We start from the raw sequence: 19,960 nt of genomic DNA on the forward strand, positions 1-19,960 counted from the left end.
GTCAGGAGGTCCTTAGTCGGGGGTTCAGCAGCACATAGGCCACATCGGCCAGCAGGTTCATCACGATGAAGCCCACGGCAGTCACCAGCACGATGCCCTGCACCACCGCGTAATCGCGGTTGAACACCGCATCGACGACCATCTTGCCAAAGCCGGGGATGGTGAAGATCTGCTCGGTCAGAACCGCGCCCGCGATCAACTCGCCAAACAGCAGCGCCGTGAGCGTCACAATCGGCGTCAGCGCATTGCGGAAGGCGTGTTTCAGAACCACGCGGCGTTCATGCAGACCCTTGGCACGAGCGGTGCGTACATAGTCGGACTTCAGCACACCCAGCATGGCCGAGCGTGTATGCCGCATCAGTGTCGCGGCCAGCGCGGTGCCCAGTACAAAGGCGGGCATCAGCATGGTGGTGATGGATTTCACCGGGTCCTCGGACAGGGGCACGTATCCCGAGGCGGGCAACAGGTCGAGCTTTACCGAGACCAGCAGGATCAGCATGATCCCCAGCCAGAAATTCGGAATCGACAGCCCGGACAGCGCCACGATATTGGCCACGTAATCGGTGACCGTCCCTTTCTTCACCGCCGACAGAATGCCAGCCGGTATCCCGATTACCAGCGCGAAGAGGATTGCCATAACCGCCAATTGAATCGTCACCGGCAGCTTTTCCGCAATCAGTTCCGTCACCGGCTGATTGGTGCGCAGTGAAATGCCCAGATCACCCTGCAGCGCATTCCCGACCCATGTCAGGTATTGCACCGGAATGGGGTCGTTCAGGCGGTATTTCTCGCGCAGGAATTCCAGCACTTCGGGGTCGCGCTCCTCACCCGCCATGGCAAGGACCGGATCGCCGGGCAACAGCTTTTGCAGGCTGAACACGAAGATCGAGATCAGCAGGATCGTCGGGATCGCAATCAGGATGCGGCGCAGGATGAAGGATAGCATAGGCTCTGGGCTTTCGGGCAGAACGACCCGCCTGACCGGAGGTTCAGGCGGGTCGCAGGTGGCTTATTTCTCCAGCGTCACGCCTTCCAGACGGATCATCCCGTCCGGGTAGGGTGTGAAGCCTTTGAGGCCATCATCCAGCGCCCAGATCCATGTCTGGTGATACAGGTACACGATGGGCATATCCTCGGCCAGAATGTCCCGCGCGCTGTCATAATCCGCCTTTCGCACGTCAAAATCGGTCGAGGCGCGGGCGTTGTTCAGCATCTCGTCCACTTTCGGGTCGGAATAGTGGCTGTCATTGATGCCGCCGCCAGTGGTCATGAACTGGTGGATATTGCCATCGGGGTCCACGCGGCCCGACCAACCGATCTGGCTGGCCTGATAGTCACCGGCGCTTTGATCAGCCAGCAGTGTGGCGAATTCCTTTGACGTGATCTCGATATTGATCCCGGCCTCGGCCGCCATGGCCTGAACCACCTGCATCAGCTGCAGCGGGACGGTGGTGTTGGGCACCTGAACCTCCAAATCGATCCCGTCGGGGAATCCCGCCTCGGCCAACAGCGCCTTGGCCTTGTCCACATCTCGCGCAGGCACCGGGTGGTCGGCGTCATACCACGGAGACGTTGGCGGGAAGGGCTGGTTGCCCGGAGCAAACGCGCCCTCGAACACCACCTGGTTGATCGCGTCGCGGTCCAGCGCGTAGCTGAGCGCCTGACGCAGGCGTTTGTCATTGCCCCAGGGGTTGTCGCCCTTTTCGCCGTTGTTCACGTTGATAGTAATGCCCTGATATCCCAGCGAAACCGCGCTTTCGACGTTGATGTCACCGTCGCCTTCAGCCTGAGTCAGATCGGTTGCGGCCAGACGTTCGAGCATGTCGATGTCGCCTGATTGCAGGTTCGCCAGACGCACGGTTGTATCGGGGATCGGCAGGAAGGTGACGCTGTCGAAGTGGATCTCACCGGCATTCCAGTAATCCGGGAAGCGCTCTAACGCGATCCGGTCCTGCGCCACACGTTCCTTGAACTTGAACGGGCCGGAACAGACCGGGTTCAAGCCGAAATCCGCGCCTGCCGCCTTGGCGGCAGTGGGCGAGACCATCATGCCGGATCGGTCCGCGAATTGCGCCAGCAAGGTCGCGTCGGGCGCGGCCATGTTGAAGCGAACGGTGTAGTCATCGACCACATCGACGCCGGTGACCGATTTCAGCTCGGATTTGCGGCGCGATTCCTCAAGGTTTTGCGAGCGGTCGATATTGTCGGCCACGGCCTGCGCGTTGAAGGGCGTTCCGTCATGGAACACCACGCCTTCGCGCAGTGACATGGTCAGCGCCTTGCCGTCCTCGCTCCATTCCCAGCCGGTGGCCAGTTGTGGGATCAGTTCCAGATCGGGGGTGATATCGACCAGCTTGTCGCAGAGCGAGGCATAGACGATGCGCCCCACGAAGGTACGCGACTGGTCCGGGTCCAGCACATCCGCATCCGATTGCAGGGCGATGCGCAGGTCAGCGGCTTGAGCGCTCAGCGCGGTGGCTCCGAGTAGTCCGGCCAGCAGACCGGTTTTGAAGACCTTCATGATGTTTCCTCTCTGTGTTTGGCAGAAGTCTGGGGCGTTTGGACAGCCGCGCGATACAGCGCGAACCGCTCTTCTGCTCCGGCGCTGCGGCGTCGGGGCGGGGCCGGTTTTCCGGCCTCTGGTATGGTTTTCCAGTGATGACAGGCGACTTGATGATCCGGGCTGGCGTCACTCAGAACCGGGGCTTGGGTGCGGCAATCACCCTTTGCAAAGGGACAGCGGGTGTGAAACCGGCACCCTGCGGGCGGCGCGAACGGGCTGGGCGTTTCCCCGGTCAGCGCCATGTGATCGCGTTCCCGGCCAGGTTCGGGTTCCGGGATCGCCGACAACAAAGCGTGCGTGTAGGGATGACGTGGCTGTTCGAAGACCTGATCGGCGGGGCCGGTTTCGACCACCTGACCCAGATACATCACGGCAATCCGGTCGCTCATATGCCGGATCACGGCCAGATCATGGGCGATGATCACCAGCGTCAGGTCCAGATCCTGTTTCAGATCGTTCAGCAGATTGACCACCTGCGCCTGCACCGACACATCCAGCGCCGAGACGGGCTCGTCCCCGATCAGCAGGCGCGGCCCCGAGGCCAGCGCGCGGGCGATGCCGATCCGCTGGCGCTGCCCGCCCGAGAATTCATGCGGATAACGGTTGGCGTGGTCTGGCAACAGCCCGACCTGCGCCAAAAGCGCGGCCACCTTCTGACGGCGCGCAGCCTCGTCCAGTTCCGGCGCGTGTACCTCAAGCGGTTCACCAACCAGCTTGCCCACGGTCATACGTGGATTGAGCGAGGAAAACGGGTCCTGAAACACGAATTGCATCTGCTGGCGCAGCGGGGCCATATCGCGGCGGGCGAGGTCCTGAACCTCTTGCCCGTCAAACAGGACCTGACCCGAGGTCGGCCGATCCAGCCGCATCAGCAGCCGCGCAAGGGTCGACTTGCCGCAACCGGATTCGCCAACGATGGCAAAGGTTTCACCGGTGCGCACAGACAGCGAAACGCCATCAACCGCGCGCACCACCGTCTTGCGTTCAAAAAGCCCGGTGCCCAGCGTGAAATGACGTGTGAGGTTCCGCGCCTCAAGGATTATATCGCGCATCGGACCCCCTTGAGCTGCTCCAGCGGGGCATAGTGGCAGGCGACCGCATGCCCCTGCCCCATCTCGGACAGGGTCGGGCGTTCGGCGCAGTCATCGGTGGCAAAGGGGCAGCGCGTGCGAAACCGGCACCCTTTTGGCATATCGGCCAGTGACGGCACCGTTCCCGGCACGGTGATCAGCCGATCTCGCGCCCCGGTCATCCGCGGGACCGAGCTCATCAGGCCAATGGTATAGGGGTGCTGCGGATCGTCGAACACCGCGTCCACCGGACCGCTTTCAACGATCTGCCCGCTATACATCACCGCCACATTCGTCGCGATTTCCGCCACGACGCCCAGATCATGGGTGATGAACAAAGCCCCCATCCCGGTTTCCGCCTGAAGCGTGCGGATCAGATCGAGGATCTGGGCCTGAATGGTCACATCCAGCGCCGTTGTCGGCTCATCCGCGATCAAAAGCGACGGGTTGTTGATCAGCGCCATCGCGATCATCACGCGCTGCCGCATACCGCCCGACAGTTGGTGCGGATACTCGGCCAAACGCTGCTCCGGCGCGGGGATGCCCACCCGGCGCAGCATGGTCAGCGCGTTTTCCTCGGCCTCGGCCCGGCTGCAATTGCGGTGATGCAGAACGGCCTCGGTGATCTGGTCCCCGATCCGGAACGCTGGGTTGAGAGAGGTCATCGGCTCCTGAAAGATCATCGCCATCCGGTCGCCGCGCGTTGCGGCCTCAAGCTGGTCTGAACGCAGGTCATAGGCCCGGCCCTCGAACTCCAACCGGCCCGAGGGGATGTCGATGATGTCGCGCGGCAGCAGCCCCATCAGTGCCATGGCGGTCACCGACTTGCCGCACCCGGATTCGCCCACGATGCACAGGGTTTCGCCAGCGGACACCGTCAGGTCCAGCCCGTCCACTGCCGGGGCGGGCTGACCGCGAAACAACAGGCTGAAACCCGATAACTTCAGGATCGCACCTTGCGAGTCGGACGTGGCACTGGGGCTTTGGTCAGGCACGGATCGTAACCTTTATCTACAACCAATACGCAATTGGTTGCATCTTTGGAAACGGCTTGTCAACGCATGGCCACAGCTTTTTTGGTGTCACAACCCTATATCGGCTGCGCGTGCCTAAGCTTTGGGCACAGGTTATGCGGCGGGTTATGGGGTGCAATTCGGCATTTGCATGGTCACACTAAGATTGACGTTTCGGCCCGATCTCTTGGATTGAGTGGGAAGACGCACTTGCGATTGCAGAGGCAGGTGAAATCTCACGATCAGGGCGGCCATTTACGCGTTTCCGTCGCCTGCGTCTTCAAAGCACCTTGTACGCTACCGGGATTGATCCGGCGAATTCGCTGACTGAAAGTTCCGGCGATATTCCGACGGCGTCACTTTCCTCGCCCGCAGGAATGCGCGCCGCATGCGATCTTCGTTGCCGAACCCACAAAGACAGGCGATGCGCTTCACACTTCTGCGGGTCGTTTCCAAAAGGTCCTGCGCCCTTTCTATCCGCATCGCGGCAACCGCCTTGGCAGGCGTGGTTCCCATCACTTCGGAATAAACACGGTAGAAGTTGCGAGCGCTCATTCCAGCCTTTGAGGCCAGCACTTCAACGGATAGCTCCGCAGCCAGGTTTTCCAAAATCCATGCGTGCAGCGCCTCGAAACGTCCCATGCCATCACTTACCTGTCTCCCCAATGCTGGACTGTATTGGGACTGGCCACCGGAACGAACCATCTGCGCAACCATCGAGCGGGCCACGCTCAGGGCAGATGTTCGCCCCAGATCTTCGGACACGATCGCCAACGCCATATCGATGCCAGCCGTGATCCCGGCGGATGTCCACAAGCGGCCATCCTTTATGAAGATGGGATCAAGTTCGACATGCACGTCAGGAAACTCATCTGCAAGCATCTTGCAGTCGTCCCAATGTGTTACAGCACGTTTTCCGTTCAGCAACCCGGTCGCCGCCAGCACTAGTGCACCGGAACAGACCGAACTTATCCGTTGCGCCCTTTCGGCAAGCGCTTTTACCCCTGAGACGAGCTTGGCATCGCGCATACCGGGAATGGCCCCGTCGCCACCGACGACCACCAATGTGTGCACGGATCGGTACGCCAAGCTGGACATGGGGTCGCTGGGAATGGAGACCACGGTGTTCGTCTCGATCAGGCCGCCATCGACGGACACGACGACACACTCGTATCCATTGTGTTTTGTCGCAGAATTCAGGGCGTGAGAGAATACCTGCAGCGGGCCGACAAGGTCCAACAGAACGATGTCGGGGTACACAACAAAGACGACCAGCCTTGGTTCGCTTTTCGCGGGACTCGATTTGGCGGTTTTTGCAGCCATGTTGGCATTTCTGCCAAAAGAAAACCGAGTAGTCTACAAGCACGTTCTACGGAGGCGTCGACATGCTGATCTTGAAACCGAATTGCGAATGCTGCGACACGGACCTGCCGCCCGCATCACCGAAGGCGCGCATTTGCTCTTTTGAATGCACGTTCTGTGTTGACTGTGCCGAGAAGCGATTTGCCAACACCTGCCCGAATTGCGGTGGCAATTTTGTACCACGGCCAGTGCGCCCGGCGGATAAACTGGCCCGGTTTCCGGGTTCTGCAAAGCGTTTCACCAAAGCACATGCTGCGTGTGCAGACCTGCACGCCTAACGCGAGGGGGGCATCGATGACAGAACTGAATCACATCCTGAACTGGCGGCGCATCAACGCTTCGATCACCACATCAGGGCAGCCGAATGAGGCGCAGATGGCCGAGCTTAAATCCCTCGGGGTGACGCATGTTGTGAATCTGGGCATTCATCATCAGGGCAAAGGCGCGCTGGTTGACGAACCTGCCACGGTCGCTGACCTTAGCATGGAATACACTTATATCCCGGTCGATTTCCAAAACCCGACGGATGCCGATTATCAGGCGTTCAAGGAAGCGCTGGCTGAATATCCGGGCGCAAAAATCCACGTCCACTGCATCTATAATGCGCGGGTCAGTGCTTTCTTTTATCGCTATGCCAAGGACGGGCATGGCATGTCGATTTCGGATGCTTTCGAGAATATGGAAAGCATCTGGCGCCCGGGTTCAGATTGGGCCACCTTTATCGGCAGCGAAGATGCGCAGGGTCGGCCCAATCGGTACGCCGGTGAGGATTATTGACTGCGTATCCTGGTACCTGCCTTGGCGCGACGCGGTCGTTTCCTGAAAGCAATCAACTGCGCGTAGCGGAACTGACCGGCAAAATCGACCGGCGGATGGGAAGCCAAAACCCTTGTGACACCCGCCCAAAAGACCGAGTGTCGCCCCATACCCATTTGAACACAGGATCGAAAACGATGCTCTGCAGGATTGGCGAAGTTGAGGTTTGGCGGATTCTTGAAATTCATGCTCCGTTCATGACACCGGAAGAATTGTTTCCCGATGCGGGGCCGGATGTCCGAACGGTCATCGAAGATCTGGTCCCAGGCAGCATCGATGCCAGATCCGGGCGGCTGATCCTGCCCATACAAGGGTTCTTACTGAAAACGCCGTCGCACAATATTCTGGTGGATAGCTGTGTCGGCAATGACAAGAACAACCCGGATTACTCAGACTGGCATCAACGGTCAGACGGGCGGTTCATGGCCGCGTTAAAAGCCGCAGGAGTCAGCACGCCTGAGATCGACTATGTGCTTTGCACACATCTTCATGTGGACCACATTGGCTGGAACACGCAGATGGAAGATGGCCGTTGGGTGCCAACTTTTCCGAACGCGCGTTACCTTATGCCCAAAGATGACGAAGAAACACAGCGTTTGCGGCGTAGCAACGCCTATGTCGAAAGCGTTTTGCCGGTTGTCGAGGCCGGTCAGGTGGAACTGGTGGAAGCCGGGCACCAGTTGGGGGATCATGTGACATTGTTCCCGACGCCAGGACATACGCCGGGCCATGTTTCAATCCTTGTGAAAAGCCGCGGCCATGAGGCGGTCATCACCGGCGATGCGCTGCACATCTCTGCTCAGTGTCAGTATCCCGATTGGCATTTCAAATTCGATGCAGATGCAGATCGGGCGGTTACATCCCGGCGGTTATTGCTCGAACATTGCTCCGAAACCAGTTGCATGGTTTTGGGATCGCATTTTGCCTTGCCCTCTTTGGGGTATGTGAATGCAGAAGGTAACCGGTTTCGTTGGAAAGAATGAACCCGCCTTCTTGATCAGATCGCACCCCATTCCAGCCCGAACTTGCCCAGGTATTTTCTCAACCGGTCCGCGTCGTTCTGGGTCTTGCGCTTGCTGCGCGACACAGCGAACAAGACGCGTCCTGCGGCGCTCAGGCTTGAGGACGTTCGGCAGACCCGGATCACCTCGGCCAGTTGCACAAGGTCAAACGGATCAACCTCGGACGCTCCGTCGCCCATCACCTCTGCGACCAGCCGGAAGTCATCATTGGACTGGGCGGATTTCCAGTCCATTCGAAGTGCCTCAATTTCAGAGGCCACCATCGCCCGGGTGATGCGGCCCCGAGGCGCAAGCGTGCACAACCTGCGGATTGATCCCGAAAAGTCGCGGAAGTTTCCCGGCCACTGGGTAGCCGGGTCTTTGGCAAAGTCCAGATATTGGGCGCGCGCATCAGTGTTGAAACCAACATGAGTGCCCAAATCCCGCTCGCAGCGATCCAGCTCATACAGAAGATTTGCCTCGATATCCTGGATGCGGTTGCGCAGCGCAGGCAAGGTGAAACTCCACGTGTTCAGCCGGGCCAGAAGATCGGGGCGAAACTGCCCCGACGCCGTCAAGCTGCGCAAATCGCGGTTGGCTCCGGCAATCAGATGAAACCGGCTTGAGATTTCGTGGTCAGCCCCCAGCGGGTAGAACCGCCCGGTTTCGATCGCGTGCAGCAGTACCGACTGCATGTTGGGGTTCAACTCGTCCACGTCATCCAGAAACAGAACACCGCCATCCGCTTCGCGCAACAACCCGCTGCGCTCGGTCCCTGCCGCCCCAAGGTAGGAACGACGCTGACCAAACAGGGTCGCCATAGCGTTCGGTCCGTTCAATGTCGCGCAGTTCACATGGACCAGACGACCTTTTACGCGCCGTCGATCCAGTTTGAGGCTATGAATTCGCTCGGCCAGTTCGGTTTTGCCGGTGCCTGTTTCACCCAAAAGCAGGATGGGTTCGTCGGAATTGCTGGCGACCAATTCAATCCGGTCGATCAAGGCATTATAGGCCGGATTGCGCGTTTCGATCCCGCCCTTCAGTTGATCGCTGTATTCGCGCGAAAGCTGGTCGAACCGCTGCTGCAGCGCGTTGTAACGACTCAGGTCCAGATCAATGATGTCGAATTTCGGTGTTTTTTCATCCGGGCCCGGTGGTCCCGTCTGGATCAGCCGCGCAGGGATGTGGCGGCTTTCGGTCAGCAGGAACCAGCAGATCTGCGCCACATGGGTGCCTGTGGTCAGGTGGACGTGGTATTGCTCGCGCTCTTCGTCGAACCCATAGGCCCGGGCAAAGTCGAACAGCTTGCCATAGACTTCCTGAAAATCCCAGGGGTCAGCCAGGTCCATGCGGTGGAGCAGCACCTCGGTTTCGGGTGACAGCTCTTCGATCTCACGTTTGACCTGATGGGCAAGGCGATTGAACTTGTGGTCGTGCAGCAGTTCCAGCCGGTCGACATTGAAATCGTCATGAATGGTCAGACTGGGCGTCGGCTTCCAGCGCCGTTTCTTGCCCATATCCAACTGCGTGCCCAGGAATCCGATGACGACATTTTGCATGACATATCAATATTTATAAAAGACGATTATTTTGTATCGTATCGTCAGATATCAATTTCATCAATATGGATTATTTTACATTATAATCAGATGGTTAAAGCAGTAACAGATTTTCCTCTGATCCCCACCGCCGCCATGGCAAAACATCCTCACAAACAAACGAGGACAAGGAAATGGCGAACAAATCCGTGTTTGCATCGATCAAAGGCCGGTTGCTGCCGAAGGCAACTGCAAAGAACGCCCATGGCGCACCGGCCTACGCTTATTCCGATGCCCATGCTCTGGCTCAGGTCGCCGTGACCGGCACTTTCGGGGGCATGTTCTATCAGTCGCCGCAAGAGGAACTGGAATACGTTCTGGATGTGGCCGAAGCCGTCGCGCCGCGCTTTCTGGCACAGGCCGCGATCTATGCCCGCCAGTCGGGATACATGAAGGATATGCCTGCGGTTCTGCTGGCCATTCTGGCCCGGCGTGACCCGGTTCTGTTCCGGGCGGCGTTCGCCCAGGTGATCGATAACGGCAAGATGCTGCGCACTTTTGTGCAGGTCATCCGGTCGGGTCAGACGGGGCGGAAATCGCTTGGGTCTGCACCGAAAGCAATGGTGCAGACCTGGTTGAACACCGCGTCTGATCGGGCGCTGCTGAACGCCAATATCGGGAATGACCCGTCATTGGCGGACGTGATCAAGATGGTGCATCCGAAACCGGCCTCGGCCGAGCGCGAGGCGCTGTTTGCCTGGATCGTCGGGCGGCCGTGCAATCTGGCACGGCTGCCACAGGCCCTGCGGGACTGGATTGCGTTTCGCGAGACCGGCAAGGGTCCGGTGCCGGATGTGCCGTTCCAGATGCTGACGCAGCTGGAGCTGTCGCCCGAGCATTGGGCACGGATTGCGCGCAAGGGGTCGTGGCAGATGGTGCGGCAGAACCTGAACACGTTCCAGCGCCACGGCGTTTTCAACGTGACCCGGAACGTGGATCATGTGGCGGCCTTGCTGCGCGACCCGCAGGCGATCGCCAAGGCGCGTGCGTTTCCGTACCAGTTGATGGTGGCAGCGCAGAACGTGAACGGCGAGATGCCGCGCGAGATCGTCGATGCCCTGCACGACGCGATGGAGATCGCGGTGCAGAACGTGCCGCAGGTCTCGGGTCAGGTTGTCGTGTGCCCGGACGTGTCGGGCTCGATGACCTGGGCCGTGACCGGGTATCGTCCGGGGGCAACCTCGGCTGTGCGCCACGTGGATGTGGCGGCGCTGGTGGCGGCGTCTTTCCAACGGGTGAACCGCGGGTGTCAGGTGTTGCCGTTCGACTTCAACGTGCGTGACGTACGTCTGCAGCCGCGCGACACGATCCTGACCAATGCCGAGCGTCTGGCGGCGCTTGCGGGGGGCGGGACGAACTGTTCCGCACCGCTGGCCTGGCTGAACAAACGTGGTCGCGCGCCGGATCTGGTGGTGTTCGTGTCTGACAACCAGTCGTGGGTGGACGCCCGCGCTGGCGGTCAGGGGACGGCGATGTTGAAGGAATGGGAGGTGATCAAGCGTCGCAACCCGAAGGCCAAACTGGTCTGCATCGACATCGCCCCATACGGGACCACGCAGGCGCAGACGCGCGCAGACGTGCTGAATGTCGGCGGCTTCTCGGATGCGGTCTTTGACCAGATCGCGGCGTTTGCTGCCGGTCAGACCGGCCCGGATCACTGGGTCGGCGAGATCGAGAAGATCGAAATATGAAACCGGGTCAGGCGGAATGCCTGTGGGACTACATTTTTAGGTAATGTCACCGTCTCACAAACAGATTTGTCCGCCTGACCCACACAGATTTTTCCCGGCGAATGCTGGTGGAACTACAGGATAGAGCGCCGGTCAGCAGGCCGGAGGTCGCGGGTTCAACTCTCGCCGCGCAATGCGCGTAGCTCAGTGAAGCTGTTTCACCTTGGTCGTGGTTTGCACGCAAACACGACCGCCTTGTCGCCGGGACCCGAACAACATCAGGCAGAATGCCGGTGGGACTACATCGCTGTTAACGATCCGCGCCCGTTAAAGGGCGCTGTCTCATCACCTCTTGTCTGCCTGACCCGAACAAAAGGACAAATCTCGGCGAATGCCGGTGGAACTACAGATTGTTAATCTCCGTGTCGCGGGTTCGAATCCCGCTATCGCATTGCGATGTAGCTCAGTCAGGTAGAGCAGGCGTTTCACCAAATTCTTGTCGTCGAGACCCAAAACGAAAGGACACCCCCGGCGAATGCCGAAGGAACTACATGGCTCAACAGGGACAGGTCGAGCGGGTTCAACTCCCCTCCGTGCCGGCGCCCAGACGGCAAACGCATCTGCCCATTCAGATGCGGGGCGGGCCTCCCGATTGTTTCTTCACCCCTTGTCGCCGGGGCCAATGAAAAGTTGGGCGAATGCCCGCTGACCTACTGGTAGACGCGCCCGAAAGGGAGACATGGATACCCATGTTGTGCTGGTTCGAACCCAGCCCGGAGCAATCCGGTGGCGGAAAATATCGGTTTGCGAACATTTTGTCGCCCATCCAATTTGGGAACGCGAGTAGACGAAGATGACTAAAGAAAACACATTTGACCCCGTGACCGGGGAACATCTGAAAGACTGGGGGCATCGCCCCGGCAAGCACTTCCCGGCCCTGTTGGCGCGCGCGAATGAGATGCGGGCCGAAGGGTTCGGTCTGGTACGCATCCGGCAGGAGCTGGAGGGCGAGATCCCTCCGATCCCGCCCACGCTGGACCTGCGCGCGCCCGGAGAGATCGCATTTCACGAGAACATCGACGCGGGCGACCCCGATGAGGAAGACAACGTCTCAAAAGTGCGCGAGACGATGACGGCCCTGATGCGGACACCGACGATTGAGGCCGGGGCGATCATGCCGGATGCCTGTCCGGCGGGTCCGGTTGGAACGATCCCGGTCGGTGGCGTGGCGGCGGCGCGCAATGCGATCCATCCGGGGATGCACTCGGCGGATATCTGTTGCTCGGTCATGATCACCGATCTGGGGGATGCGGACCCTAAGACGGTGCTGGATGCCGCGCAGTCGGTGACCCATTTCGGCCCGGGCGGGCGGGCGCAGGGCAAGCGGTTCACAACCTCGCTGAAACTGCTGGACGCGTTCCGCGAGAACCCGTTTCTGGACAATCCCAAATCGCTGCGCATGGCGCAGGAGCATATGGGGACGCAAGGCGACGGGAACCATTTCCTGTTTGTGGGACGCTCGCGCAAGACCGGACGGACGGCGATTGTGACCCATCATGGTTCGCGCGGGCCGGGGGCGGTTCTGTACAAGAACGGCATGGCCGTGGCCGAGCGGTTCCGCAAGGCGCTGTCGCCGCAGACATCCAAGCAGAACGCCTGGATTCCGGCAGATACCGAAGAGGGTCGCAACTATTGGGAAGCGCTGCAACTGATCCGGAAATGGACCAAGGCCAACCATAACGCGATCCATCAGGCCACGGTCGAGGCTGCGCGGGTGGGCGATGTGGGTGAGCGGTTCTGGAACGAGCATAACTCCGTCTTCAAACGGGGTGATCTGTTCTATCACGGCAAGGGCGCAACCCCGGCCTGGGGCGATTACGCGGCGGATGCAACAGGTCTGACTCTGATCCCGCTGAACATGTCGGAACCGGTTCTGGTGGTGCGCGGCAAGGATGCCGGCCACGGTCTGGGCTTCAGCCCGCACGGCGCGGGGCGGAACTTTTCACGGTCCGAGCACAAGCGCCGGATGGGGTCGGTGACACCGGATCAGATGCTGAAGGCAGAAACCGAGGGTCTGGACATCCGCTTTCATGCGGGTGGAGTCGATGCCTCTGAACTGCCGTCCAGCTACAAAAGCGCAGACAGTGTCGTGGCGCAGATCAAGTCCTATGATCTGGCCGAGATCGAGGACTATATCGATCCTTACGGCTGCATCATGGCCGGAGATGTGCCGCCGTTCTGGAAAAACAAGAAGAAGGGGCGTCGGTGAAATCCGCCGACGGCCCCGGCAACACAATCTCCGAACCCTGCAGCACAGAAAACTTCGTGTTGGCAGCCGCGACATAAGATCGTCGCGGCTGTTCCGGTTCGATCTGCACAAATCATGCACGAAATGACCTGACGCTCTAAGGACCTTGGGGCCTTGGAATGCACATGTCTTGTCCATCCTCCGTCCTGAGCAATCAACAGGCCGAGGGGCGTATGGAACAGCAATTGGTTATCAGAGGGGTGCCCTCGCGCATCAAACAGGATGGATGGTGGCTGACGGCGGCAACGCCGAACGGGGCGGAAAGTGCGGGCCCTCCTGACAGCCCGGTTGAGATCCGCGAAAGTGCGCGCCCGTTCACGGTGCCCGTTCTTCTGCTTCTGGTCCTGCTGGCGGATTGGCTGTTCTGGGAGAAAGGCCCGGGCGTGTCCGTTGCGGTTTTTGCCATGGCGTTTTGTGCAATAATCCTGGCCTCGAAGAAAACCGGTGCGACGCGGAAAGAATGGCTGCTCTGGATGAGCGCCGAGATCGCGCTCAACCTGCCTGTCATCGAACTGCTGCAACCGCTTTCGCTGTTTTTTGCAGGCCTCGGGATCGTCGCGATCACTGTCTGGGTCGCCTATGACCGGTTCGTCACATGGTGGCAGGCGCTCTGGCTAATGCTGCGCGTGTCCTCTGTCGGGGCCGCGATTTTGCCCGTGAAGGTCGTTCGGGACGTCACGGAATTCAAACCCGGGTCTGACTTCAGAAAGAATATCATGGCCTTGATTATGCCAGCCGGTGTCGGGCTGGTTTTCCTGCTGCTTCTGACCTCGGCCAATCCCCTTCTGGATCGCGCTTTGCAACATGTTGCATCGCTTGATTTTATCGACGCGGATTACGCCTTTAGGTTTGTGTTCTGGCTGGTGGCCGCGTCATTGATCTGGCCCTATCTGCACCTGCAGGGTGCCTGGGTCGGGCCGGTTGCGGTCGGGCGCACACGGCAACAGCAAACACGCCAGCGCAGCAATGACCTGTTCAACCCCGCATCCGTTCGCAATGCGCTGGTTCTGTTCAACGCAATGTTCCTGGTGCAGACGACGCTGGATATCGGCGTGCTGTCCGGCGGGGCGGCCTTGCCAGCGGGAATGACCTATGCGGAATACGCCCATCGCGGAGCCTATCCGCTGGTCTTAACCGCCCTGCTGGCCGGGATCTTTGCGATCGCATCGCACAGGATGATTGAAGGCCACCCGATGCTGCGCGCCCTGATGTATCTTTGGCTGGGCCAAACCCTGTTTCTGGTGCTCACCGCCGCCTTTCGGCTGCAGCTTTATGTCGATGTCTATTCCCTGACCTATCTTCGTGTCCGAGCCTTCATCTGGATGGGTCTGGTGTTTGTCGGTCTGGGTCTGATCGTCTTCATGATGGCCCGGAACAAGGGGATCGGCTGGCTGATCCGATCCAACCTGATCACCGTAGGGGCAACGCTATATATCTGCTGCTTTGTGAATTTTGCCTACCTGATCGCAGCCTACAATTTCGCCTCTCGGCCGGAACTGGGCCGCTTTGATCCGCAGTATATGTGCCAACTGGGGGAACAGGCGCTCCCGGTCATCATTGCTTTCGAAACCGAAACAGGAGGACAGGCGTGCAGCCCCTATCTTCGTCCGTGGCTGGATCCGATTTCCGATTGGCGAGAATGGGGGTTCCGTCGCTGGCGGCTAGAGGTCTATCTTGACGCAAATGCCCAAGAGCCAGTTTAGTAATGCCGAATAGGATTCTCGCCGTCGACGACGATCAGAACATCCGCGAGGTGATCGGCTTTGCCCTGGAAAAGGCCGGTTACCACGTCAGTTTTGCGGCAGATGGGGCAACCGCGTTGCAAATGGTTGCCAGAACTCCGTTTGACCTGATTGTCCTCGACATTGGCCTGCCCGAAATGGACGGGCTTGAGGTCTGCCGGAACATTCGGAAATCCTCGGAAGTCCCGATCGTGTTCCTGACCGCAAGAGACGACGAGATCGACCGGGTGCTTGGGCTTGAAATTGGCGGCGACGATTATGTGACAAAGCCGTTCAGCCCCCGAGAACTGGTGGCAAGAACCAAGGCGATCCTGAAACGCAGCCGCCCAAACCCGCAAGACACAAACCCCGGAATCGCGCTGGAGCACGGCCAGTTGCGGCTGGACGCCGCGCGCCACGCCTGCTGGTTCAAGGAAACGAAACTCGACCTCACCGCATCCGAAATGACGCTGCTGGCCCATCTCATGAAACGGCCCGAGATCGTCAGTTCCCGGCAATCTATCATCGACGCGACCTATGGCGGCAATGTCCATGTCTCGGACCGCACCATCGACAGCCATATCCGCAACATCCGCAAAAAGCTGGCTGACGCGGGATGCGAAAGCGGTATCGTCACGGTGCATGGGGTCGGCCTGCGCATGGGGTTGTGCCGGTGAAACGCCGCAAATGGCGGCCCCGATTGTGGCTGGTTTTGGTGGCGGTGCTGGGCGTGGTTCTCTGCCTGCCTTTCGCTGGGCTGCTGCTGTTCAAATTCTATGCCAACCAGCTTGTCCAACAGGCCGAGGAAAGCCTGCTTTCGCAGGCGTCCATCATGTCCGCTCTCTATGCCGAAACCTATGCCGAGACAGCACAGGGCCACAGCAAGCCTGTCATTCCCGAAGATTTGGCACCGCTTTTCCCGTCCCTTTCATTGAGCGAGAGCACGATCTTACCTCCGCGCCCTGATGCCCGGACAATCACTGAAACCCCCGACCCAATCTATGATGCGGTCGGCGAACGCCTGTCCCGGATCGCCGATCTGTCCCAAATCGGAACACTGGCAGGCTACAGGTTTCTCGATCCGTCCGGAAACGTGATCGGCGGCAGCGCCGAGGTCGGTCTGTCACTGGCCCATGTGGATGAAGTCGCTATGGCATTGCAGGGACAGACCGCGTCCGTCGCCCGCATGCGTATCCGTTCGAAACCAGAGCCGTTCCTGTACGATTTTAGCCGAGGGACCCGCGTTCGGATCTTTGTGGCCATGCCCGCCACGCTGGATGGTGAGCTTATCGGCGCGGTCTATATCAGCCGAACACCGAACCACATCTTTCGGTTTCTCTATGGCGAGCGTCTTAATCTGGCCCGGGCGGGCCTGTTCGTGCTGCTGGCAACGGCGCTTGTCGGCTTTCTGTTCTGGCGCTTCATCACCCGCCCTATCCATAGCCTTATCCGCCACATGTCGGCGTCCGATACCCGGCGCTGGACATGGCAACCCATCGACCATCTGGGCACCCGGGAGATTGAAAACCTCAGCGACAGTTTCCAATCCCTGACGGAACGGTTGCAAACCCAGCAAGACGCGCTCAGGTCGTACACCGCCCATGTCACTCATGAGCTCAAGTCGCCGATGACGGCGGCCAAAGGGGCGCTGGAACTGCTCAGAGACGGCGATATGCCGGAGGATCAACGCCAGCGGTTTCTGGCAAATGTCGCGCGCGACATTGACCGGATGGAGACCCTGTTGGCGAAAATGCGGGAATACAGCCTGGCTGATCAAAAGCTCGACGGCGGTGAAACCGATCTGATGGATGTTCTTGCCGAGATCCGGTCCTCTTTCCCTCAGGCCGGTGTCGGGATCGGGCGGAACGATGCCAAAGTTCCCGTGGGCCGCGACGCTTTGTTGATCATTCTGTCTCACCTGGTGGGAAACGCCAGCCAGCACGGGGCAACCCGCGTCTTGCTGGACTGCACCGATGACGCTGGTTCGGTAACCCTGACCGTGACGGACAACGGCAAAGGCATCAGCGAAGGCAATCTCGACAAAGTTTTCACGCCGTTTTTCACGACCCGACGCGATGACGGGGGCACAGGTATGGGGCTGAATATCGTGAAATCAGTGGTTGAGGCCTCGAACGGCAAAATCGACTTCCAGAGCAGCCCGCAAGGCGTTTCGTTTCACATCGTCTTCGACCGCACCGGCCATAGCCATTTGTAGCGCGGTCTTTAAAGACGCGGCTGCCTTTCAACAAACTCGAGCCACAGATGAGATCAAACCGGGGACACACCGTTCACATTCAGATAAATCGCGTAGAGGCTGCTTGTTCCCGCCGCAAACAAGCGGTTCAGTTTGGCACCGCCGAAACTCACATTTCCAACCATCTCGGGAATATGCACTTTGCCGATCAAATCTCCTTGCGGGTTGAGGCAGTGAATGCCATCGGCGGCTGAGCTCCAGATGCGGCCGTGCCGGTCGGGTCTGAAGCCGTCAAACAAGCCTGCAGAACAGTTTGCAAAGACCTCACCCCCTGACAGAGTTTTTCCGCTGCTCGATACGCTGAACTTGCGAATGTGCGCGGGCCCGTCGGGGTCATGCGTGACACCTGTATCGGATATGAAAAGGCTGCTCTCGTCCGGCGAAAAGGCCAGACCATTGGGTTTTACAAAGTCGGTCGCGACGGCGGTGACTTCGGTCGTGTCAGGATCGATGCGATAGACATGGCAGGCACCGATTTCGCTGTCTGCGCGCTCGCCTTCATAATCCATCATGATGCCGTAGGACGGATCGGTGAACCAGACCGAGCCATCGGATTTCACCACCACATCATTGGGGGAATTCAGCCGTTTGCCCTGCCACGCATCGGCCAGAACGGTAATTGACCCGTCATGTTCGGTGCGGGTCACCCGTCTGGTCAGATGTTCGCAGGACACCAGCCGCCCTTGGCGGTCAACCGTATTGCCGTTGGCGTTGTTCGAGGGCTGGCGAAATACCGAGACCGTGCCATCCGTGTCATCCCACCGCATCAGGCGGTTGTTGGGAATGTCCGACCAGACCAGATATCGACCGGCTGCGAACCACGCCGGCCCTTCTGACCAGCGCGCGCCGGTCCACAGACGCTCGACCCGGGCATGGCCGATGAAACAGGCCTCGAATTCTTTTTCGATGACTTCGAACCCTGTGCCATCCAGTACACCAAACATCACTCCGCTCCTTTGTTTAAGGGGGCTGATCGCACCCAATCTCATATGCCCGTTGCTTCCCAGCAAGGCTTGGCCCGCATCGTGGCCCGGTTCCGGGTCAATGGGCCAATGGCCGTTCTTTTATCTGGGGGGTACCTCAGCCTTTCAGTTCGTCCGGCAACAGGGTTTCGGGCATGTTCTGATAGCTGACCGGGCGCAGCCAGCGGACAATGCCCAGCGTTCCCACGGATGTCGCGCGGACATCGGTGCTGGCCGGATATGGCCCGCCATGCATCATGGCCGAGCAGACCTCGACCCCTGTCGGGAAGCCGTTGACCAGAAGGCGACCGGCTTTTTCTTCAAGGATCGGCATCAGGTCGCGGGCCAGTGCGGTATCGCTGTCATCCATGTGCAGGGTCAGGGTCAGTTGACCCTCCAACCCCTCGGACAGAGCCTTCATCTGGTCGGTGTCTTCGCACAAGACGATGATACCCGCCGCGCCAAAGACCTCATGCTGCAGCTTGGGGTTGGCCATCCACTCAGCCGCGCTGACCTTGAACAGCGCAGGCAGGGCCGCGCGTTTGCCGGTGGCCGCGCCACAGGATGTGACCTCGGCCATCAAATCGCGGAAGGCGCGGACGCCCTGTTCGTAGGCGCCGTGAATGCCGTCGGTCAGCATCTTCTGCTCGGCCGTGTCATTCAGGGCCGCAACGCAGGCCGCTTCCAAGGCATCGGCATCCGGCCCCTTGACCATGACGGCCACGCCGGGATTGGTGCAGAACTGCCCGGCCCCCATGGTCAGCGACGCCGCCCAGCCCGCGCCGATCTCAGCCGCGCGGGTGCCCATCGCCTGAGGTAGGCAGAACATCGGATTGACTGATCCAAGCTCGCCATAAAACGGGATCGGCTGCGGGCGCGCATGGCACAGATCATAAAGCGCCCGACCCCCGGCCAGCGATCCGGTAAAGCCGACGGCTGTGATTTCCGGGTGCTGCACAAGGGCCGAGCCGACCTCGCGCCCTGACCCTTGCACGATCTGGAAGGTGCCCGTAGGCATGCCGCAGATCTCGATGGCCTTCGCGATGGCCTGCGCCACCAGTTCCGCTGTGCCCGCATGGGCGCTATGACCCTTGACGATCACCGGGCAGCCTGCGGCCAAAGCCGAAGCGGTATCCCCGCCCGCCGTGGAAAAGGCGAGCGGGAAATTCGACGCCCCAAAGACGGCCACAGGGCCGATGGCTTTGTGCGTCAGGCGCAGATCAGGACGGGGGAGTGGCGTCCTGTCAGGAAGTGCGCCAACTATGCGGGTATCGAGATACCCGGTCTCTTCGATCAGATCGGCGAACATGCGCAACTGGCCTGTCGTGCGTCCGCGTTCGCCCACCAGACGAACCTCGGGCAGGCCGGTTTCGGCCATGCCGGTTTGGGTGATCTCATCGCCCAGCACATCCATCTGGTCGGCAATCGTGCGCAGAAACGCGGCACGTTCGCTTCGCGGTTTGCCGGAATAGGCGCGGAAATCGCGGCGGGCCGCGCGGCAGGCTTGGTCCACTTGCGCGGCGGTGGCCTGGGCAAAGCTTTGGCCGTCAAGGTCGTCAGAGGCGCGCAGGTTGTCTGACCCGACCCAGGTGCCGTCGATCAGGTTTTGTCCAAGGATCATG

General features: G+C 59.9%; 16 protein-coding genes. 8 read left to right on the top strand and 8 right to left on the bottom strand.

Annotation, left to right across the window (positions count from 1 at the left end; all coding sequences use genetic code 11):
- Position 1 precedes the first annotated feature (1 nt).
- From ACR0JN_RS20965 to ACR0JN_RS20985, 5 genes are all read right to left on the bottom strand, one after another.
- Positions 2–946 (bottom strand): ABC transporter permease, encoded by a 945-nt coding sequence (locus ACR0JN_RS20965; protein ID WP_480888421.1) that lies wholly within the window; start codon positions 944–946, stop codon positions 2–4.
- A 63-nt stretch (positions 947–1,009) separates the two neighbouring features.
- Positions 1,010–2,521: an ABC transporter substrate-binding protein gene (locus ACR0JN_RS20970; RefSeq protein ID WP_480888422.1), complete on the bottom strand. Its 1,512-nt coding sequence runs from the start codon at positions 2,519–2,521 to the stop codon at positions 1,010–1,012.
- The gene (locus tag ACR0JN_RS20975; RefSeq protein ID WP_480888423.1) at positions 2,518–3,615 is read right to left on the bottom strand and encodes an ABC transporter ATP-binding protein; all 1,098 of its coding nucleotides are present in this window, start codon (positions 3,613–3,615) and stop codon (positions 2,518–2,520) included. Before ACR0JN_RS20975 ends, ACR0JN_RS20970 begins: the two co-directional genes overlap by 4 nt.
- On the bottom strand, positions 3,603–4,628 hold the full coding sequence (locus ACR0JN_RS20980) for an ABC transporter ATP-binding protein (protein WP_480888424.1): 1,026 nt from the start codon (positions 4,626–4,628) through the stop codon (positions 3,603–3,605). The genes ACR0JN_RS20975 and ACR0JN_RS20980 overlap by 13 nt, the downstream gene beginning before the upstream one ends.
- A gap of 315 nt (positions 4,629–4,943) precedes the next feature.
- Positions 4,944–5,969 (bottom strand): GlxA family transcriptional regulator, encoded by a 1,026-nt coding sequence (locus ACR0JN_RS20985; RefSeq protein WP_480888426.1) that lies wholly within the window; start codon positions 5,967–5,969, stop codon positions 4,944–4,946.
- 62 nt (positions 5,970–6,031) lie between these two features.
- Here ACR0JN_RS20985 and ACR0JN_RS20990 point away from each other — a divergent pair, with 62 nt between their 5' ends.
- From ACR0JN_RS20990 to ACR0JN_RS21000, 3 genes are all read left to right on the top strand, one after another.
- On the top strand, positions 6,032–6,286 hold the full coding sequence (locus tag ACR0JN_RS20990; RefSeq protein WP_480888427.1) for a DUF1272 domain-containing protein: 255 nt from the start codon (positions 6,032–6,034) through the stop codon (positions 6,284–6,286).
- 16 nt (positions 6,287–6,302) lie between these two features.
- Positions 6,303–6,785 (top strand): protein tyrosine phosphatase family protein, encoded by a 483-nt coding sequence (locus ACR0JN_RS20995; RefSeq protein WP_480888428.1) that lies wholly within the window; start codon positions 6,303–6,305, stop codon positions 6,783–6,785.
- Positions 6,786–7,021: 236 nt separating this feature from the next.
- Positions 7,022–7,807, top strand: coding sequence for an MBL fold metallo-hydrolase (locus tag ACR0JN_RS21000; RefSeq protein WP_480888429.1), 786 nt, complete (start codon positions 7,022–7,024; stop codon positions 7,805–7,807).
- A 14-nt stretch (positions 7,808–7,821) separates the two neighbouring features.
- On the opposite strand, the gene rtcR is transcribed toward ACR0JN_RS21000, so the two are convergent.
- On the bottom strand, positions 7,822–9,384 hold the full coding sequence (rtcR, locus tag ACR0JN_RS21005) for an RNA repair transcriptional activator RtcR (protein ID WP_480888431.1): 1,563 nt from the start codon (positions 9,382–9,384) through the stop codon (positions 7,822–7,824).
- Positions 9,385–9,557: 173 nt separating this feature from the next.
- On the opposite strand from rtcR, the gene ACR0JN_RS21010 reads away from it, so the two are divergent.
- From ACR0JN_RS21010 to ACR0JN_RS21030, 5 genes are all read left to right on the top strand, one after another.
- On the top strand, positions 9,558–11,114 hold the full coding sequence (locus tag ACR0JN_RS21010; protein WP_480888433.1) for a vWA domain-containing protein: 1,557 nt from the start codon (positions 9,558–9,560) through the stop codon (positions 11,112–11,114).
- Positions 11,115–11,946: 832 nt separating this feature from the next.
- Entirely contained in the window at positions 11,947–13,362 is a 1,416-nt protein-coding gene (locus ACR0JN_RS21015) for an RtcB family protein (RefSeq protein ID WP_480888435.1), read from the top strand.
- Positions 13,363–13,526: 164 nt separating this feature from the next.
- The gene (locus ACR0JN_RS21020; RefSeq protein WP_480888436.1) at positions 13,527–15,104 is read left to right on the top strand and encodes a DUF4153 domain-containing protein; all 1,578 of its coding nucleotides are present in this window, start codon (positions 13,527–13,529) and stop codon (positions 15,102–15,104) included.
- Positions 15,105–15,106: 2 nt separating this feature from the next.
- The gene (locus ACR0JN_RS21025; RefSeq protein ID WP_480888438.1) at positions 15,107–15,799 is read left to right on the top strand and encodes a response regulator transcription factor; all 693 of its coding nucleotides are present in this window, start codon (positions 15,107–15,109) and stop codon (positions 15,797–15,799) included.
- A complete protein-coding gene (locus ACR0JN_RS21030) occupies positions 15,796–17,337 on the top strand; it encodes a sensor histidine kinase (RefSeq protein ID WP_480888440.1) in 1,542 nt (513 codons plus the stop codon). The genes ACR0JN_RS21025 and ACR0JN_RS21030 overlap by 4 nt, the downstream gene beginning before the upstream one ends.
- A gap of 53 nt (positions 17,338–17,390) precedes the next feature.
- On the opposite strand, the gene ACR0JN_RS21035 is transcribed toward ACR0JN_RS21030, so the two are convergent.
- Positions 17,391–18,320: an SMP-30/gluconolactonase/LRE family protein gene (locus tag ACR0JN_RS21035; RefSeq protein WP_480888442.1), complete on the bottom strand. Its 930-nt coding sequence runs from the start codon at positions 18,318–18,320 to the stop codon at positions 17,391–17,393.
- A 136-nt stretch (positions 18,321–18,456) separates the two neighbouring features.
- Positions 18,457–19,959: an aldehyde dehydrogenase (NADP(+)) gene (locus ACR0JN_RS21040; RefSeq protein WP_480888443.1), complete on the bottom strand. Its 1,503-nt coding sequence runs from the start codon at positions 19,957–19,959 to the stop codon at positions 18,457–18,459.
- Position 19,960 lies beyond the last annotated feature (1 nt).

The sequence above is a fragment of the Ruegeria sp. G12 genome (assembly GCF_056533565.1).